We start from the raw sequence: 4,340 nt of genomic DNA, 5'->3' as shown, positions 1-4,340 counted from the left end.
AATTTGCCAAAAAGCTGTGGCAGAAGGGTTATCTCATATTGCTAAAGATACAGCTAATTCTGAAGTAGCAGGTTTTATTATTTCAGAGAATTTAACCAAGGAGTTTGATGAACAAAAAGACGAAAATATTCCTCAAAAATTAGAGGTTATTTTGCAATTTTTAAAACAGCTAAATGAGCAATACGAGATGCAGAAAAAAGTGGTTACTGGGAAGGTGTTTCATATGTTTTTATTGGGAGCGAGAGAAAAATATAGAGGCAAAAAGATTGGTAATAAATTATTTGAAGATAATCTCAAGATGGCAACTCAAGCAGGATTTTCCACAGCAATAGTAGAAGCTACTGGAAAGATATCGCAGCACATTTGTCGAAAGTATGGGTTTGAGGATAAAGTTTCTCTAGATTATCAGACTTATGAATACAAAGGAATTAAAGTATTTGAGGGAATAAAGGAGCATCAAAGCTGTATTTTAATGGAAAAAGCATTGATAATGGATAATGAAAACTATCTCTAATTGTCAATTGGTAATTATCCATTAGTAAAGAAGCTTTCAATCTCCGGGGATGAATTATTAATTATTAATTATTAATTATCAATACCTTCTCTTATCACCTTGCCTATTCTCAAAAGATTTTGTGTTATGGTCAAATGAATTTTGCTGTAAAGACTAAATAAAGTTGATTTTAGGAATTAATATACTGATGTTAGAAGAAAATGAAATTGTATATGAACTTTGAAAGGAAAAAGATATAGAACAAACAATTAATTGTTTAGTTGATGTATTTCCCAATGCAGAACCATGTCAAAAGCACTTGGGGTTACACCTAGCGACTTTTATCCCTTTGCTGAGATAATTTGCCAAAAAGCTGTGGCAGAAGGGTTATCTCATATTGCTAAAGATACAGCTAATTCTGAAGTAGCAGGTTTTATTATTTCAGAGAATTTAACCAAGGAGTTTGATGAACAAAAAGACGAAAATATTCCTCAAAAATTAGAGGTTATTTTGCAATTTTTAAAACAGCTAAATGAGCAATACGAGATGCAGAAAAAAGTGGTTACTGGGAAGGTGTTTCATATGTTTTTATTGGGAGCGAGAGAAAAATATAGAGGCAAAAAGATTGGTAATAAATTATTTGAAGATAATCTCAAGATGGCAACTCAAGCAGGATTTTCCACAGCAATAGTAGAAGCTACTGGAAAGATATCGCAGCACATTTGTCGAAAGTATGGGTTTGAGGATAAAGTTTCTCTAGATTATCAGACTTATGAATACAAAGGAATTAAAGTATTTGAGGGAATAAAGGAGCATCAAAGCTGTATTTTAATGGAAAAAGCATTGATAATGGATAATGAAAACTATCTCTAATTGTCAATTGGTAATTATCCATTAGTAAAGAAGCTTTCAATCTCCGGGGATTAATTATTAATTATTAACTATTAATTATTAATTATACCAAATTCATGCATAGATAGTTACAGTAAAATGATTACAAAAAAGTTAGTAAATTTGCTGCCGATGTAGAGGGTAAAAATCAAATTATTTCTGGAGAAAAAACAATATATTATAGTTATTAAACTATATGCAAGTCAATCATGGAATAGTTTTACTGTCAGAAAAAATAAATATTATAAGTTCTTATCTCCTGAGGACCTACGGACGCCCTTATGCAACGTCCCTACCTCCTGACTCCTAAGAACAGAGCCACGCTCTGCAATATTTTATGAAATTGGTATTATTAATTATCAATCCCTTTTTTTGTTACTAATGCCCATCCTTTGACAGCATTCAAAACTTTAAAATTATCTAAGGTGAGATGATTCAGAGTTGATGCTTCAACTAATAGATATGGTTGAGGTATATCTTCCCATTGCTCTTGAATTTTTTGTGGTCCGACACGCTTAATTAAGCGATCGCTATAAAAATTTAAAGAGGGGCGGTCTCTAGTATCAAAAGAATAGATAATCTGACCGGGAGGTGTATTTTTCTGAATCATTTCTCCGACTGGTTTAACAGGATAATCTTCTTCCAACTCCCAGATCCAATAAGGGGAACTAACAAACAAGAGCAGTGAAAGATATATTCCCCAAATCAAGATCGGCAAAAATTGATAGTCTTGTTGATTTAATAGTAGAGTTGCCATTGTCATTGTCAAAGCAACAGCGACAGAAATTAACTGTAACTGTAAATTAGGTTTTGCCAAATTTGACTCTCCAAGATGAAAAACATTACCAAAGTAAACAAAAGCAACCCAAGCAATTAAAGCTAGTAGTGCAAATACAGCTACTACCAAACGATGATAAACAGTGGGAATATCCCAGAGATGTTTTGCACTATCTTTCTGAATTGGGATATATCGATCGCTTGGAAGCCAAAAATATCCTAAATCTAATGGAAATTGATGCCAAATTTCCGTTAAATAACTACCCACTGCTAAAGCAAAAGCAGGATAAATAGGCAACACATACCAGGGGAGTTTAGTATTCATCAGAGAAATAGCTAACAAATAGACTCCACTCCAAACCAAAATTAATTTTCCCCAACTCAGATTACGATTTTTCCAACTCAAATATAATCCTGGCAACCAGAATAACTGCCACGGGAAACTATACTCAATAATCTCCAATAAATAATACCAAATAGGTCCATCGTGACTACCTACAGGTTGCCAAATACGTTTAAGAGATTGATGGAAAAAGTTGGCATGGAAAAATTCCATACCGTAATGGAAAAATTGAGCTGTGTACCAGAGAAAAACTGGCAACATACCGAGTAGGATACCACCCCAAAAATATTTACAACTTAATAGTCGGGGAGTATCCCACAACAGAAACAAAAAAGCGATCGCTCCTAAAAGCAATCCTAAAATGATTCCTTTGCAGAGGGAAACTAAAGCAAAACTAATACCGATGGCGAGAGAATAGCGGAGGTTGTAGCGCGTGCGCAATACGCACCAAATCATTAGCAGAAAAAAACAAACTACTGCACCATCCAGCATTGCTAAACGTCCATGTCGCACTACTGGCAGCAAAGTTAAGTAAACCAAAGCGGTAAAAATTGCTGGCATACGTGGGCGAAATAATTCTCGAGCAACACCATAAATTAAGGGTACCGAAAATGCTGTTAATAAAGCAGGAGATAAACGAGCAGTTAATTCACTGACTCCTGCAAAACTATAGACAAAAGCGATCGACCAATGTATTAATGGTGGTTTATTAAAATAGGGGGTATTATTGATAGTAGGATAAAGCCAATTCCACTTTTCTCGGCTAATTTCTCTAGCTACTTGAGCAACTATTCCTTCATCCCAGTCTCGTAAAGGTAATGTTCCTAAATTAGCAGAAAAAAGTAGCACTGCTGCTAATAGTAAACTTAATATTAGTAGTAAATCTATATGGGAATGTAAATTTTTCTTGGTCAATATTTTGTTAAGCATCCTGTCATTTCAGTTATCAGTTATCAGTTATCAGTTATCAGTACCTCTGCCTGTTTGCGCAGCATTCCGCAGGAAAGTCAGAGGCTTGAGATATTGAATTGAAGATTTCTCTTGGTCGATTGGATATGCCGTTTCGCTGCGCGACATGAAACGCGTAGCGTCCCGGAGGGAAAGGAAACCTCGGCATCCCACCCTTCGGGAAGCTCCGCTAACGACCGCTTTTTCATCCCCTTGAAAGGGGAGGCTTGAGACCTTATTTTTTGGTCATAGAAATATGATTTAAGTTAGTAATATCATGTCCGGATAATTAGTGATAAAAAAACCTTTTCTCTCCTAACTTTTTCTTTCCTTCTGCCTCCTGCCTTCTGCCTTCTGCCTTACTTCCTCCAGTGGGAGGTGTGGGAAGAAATTACAAAACTTATGTATCTTCGCCATTACTATGCAGGACTACCAAAACAGGAAATCAATTATCGTAGATAAACCATCAATTATTTCTTCCTACTGGGGTGTTTCAACTAAAATAGTGCATGATTATTTGTCATTGCGAACGACAGTGAAGCAATCTCCAGACACTTTTCTACTGTAACATTTAAGATGAAAAAGTCCACTACTGGTGTGACACAGCTAAAACTGTGCAATAGATTTTTGTTTCTAGGTGTCTTTTTCTCCCGACACTTCCCACACTCCCGACACTTCCCACCCTCCCGACACTTCCCACACTCCCGACACTTCCCACACTTCCCACACTTCCCACACTTCCCACCCTCCCGACACTTCCCACCCTCCCCACACTCCCCACACTTCCCACCCTCCCCACCCTTCCCACCCTTCCCTCCCTAACAGCCCCACCCTGAACCCCAATCCCTTACTTCTCCGGATATTCTATCCCGCCTTCTCCTTCCAACA

At 36.7% G+C, this 4,340-nt stretch carries 4 protein-coding genes; 2 read left to right on the top strand and 2 right to left on the bottom strand.

Features of this window, described 5'->3' with window-relative positions:
* On the top strand, positions 1-514 hold a 514-nt coding region (locus tag F6K40_RS30695), incomplete at its 5' end, for a hypothetical protein (RefSeq protein ID WP_293141436.1).
* Between the two features lie 285 nt (positions 515-799).
* On the top strand, positions 800-1,366 hold the full coding sequence (locus F6K40_RS30690; protein ID WP_293141434.1) for a hypothetical protein: 567 nt from the start codon (positions 800-802) through the stop codon (positions 1,364-1,366).
* Positions 1,367-1,736: 370 nt separating this feature from the next.
* On the opposite strand, the gene F6K40_RS30685 is transcribed toward F6K40_RS30690, so the two are convergent.
* Together F6K40_RS30685 and F6K40_RS30680 are read right to left on the bottom strand one after the other, a co-directional pair.
* The gene (locus F6K40_RS30685) at positions 1,737-3,434 is read right to left on the bottom strand and encodes an ArnT family glycosyltransferase (protein WP_293141432.1); all 1,698 of its coding nucleotides are present in this window, start codon (positions 3,432-3,434) and stop codon (positions 1,737-1,739) included.
* A 607-nt stretch (positions 3,435-4,041) separates the two neighbouring features.
* Positions 4,042-4,260: a hypothetical protein gene (locus F6K40_RS30680; protein ID WP_293141430.1), complete on the bottom strand. Its 219-nt coding sequence runs from the start codon at positions 4,258-4,260 to the stop codon at positions 4,042-4,044.
* Positions 4,261-4,340: the final 80 nt, after the last annotated feature.

Origin of the sequence: Okeania sp. SIO3I5 (assembly GCF_010672085.1) — a bacterium.
Lineage (GTDB): Bacteria > Cyanobacteriota > Cyanobacteriia > Cyanobacteriales > Microcoleaceae > Trichodesmium.
This window is presented reverse-complemented; position numbering and strand designations above follow the sequence as displayed.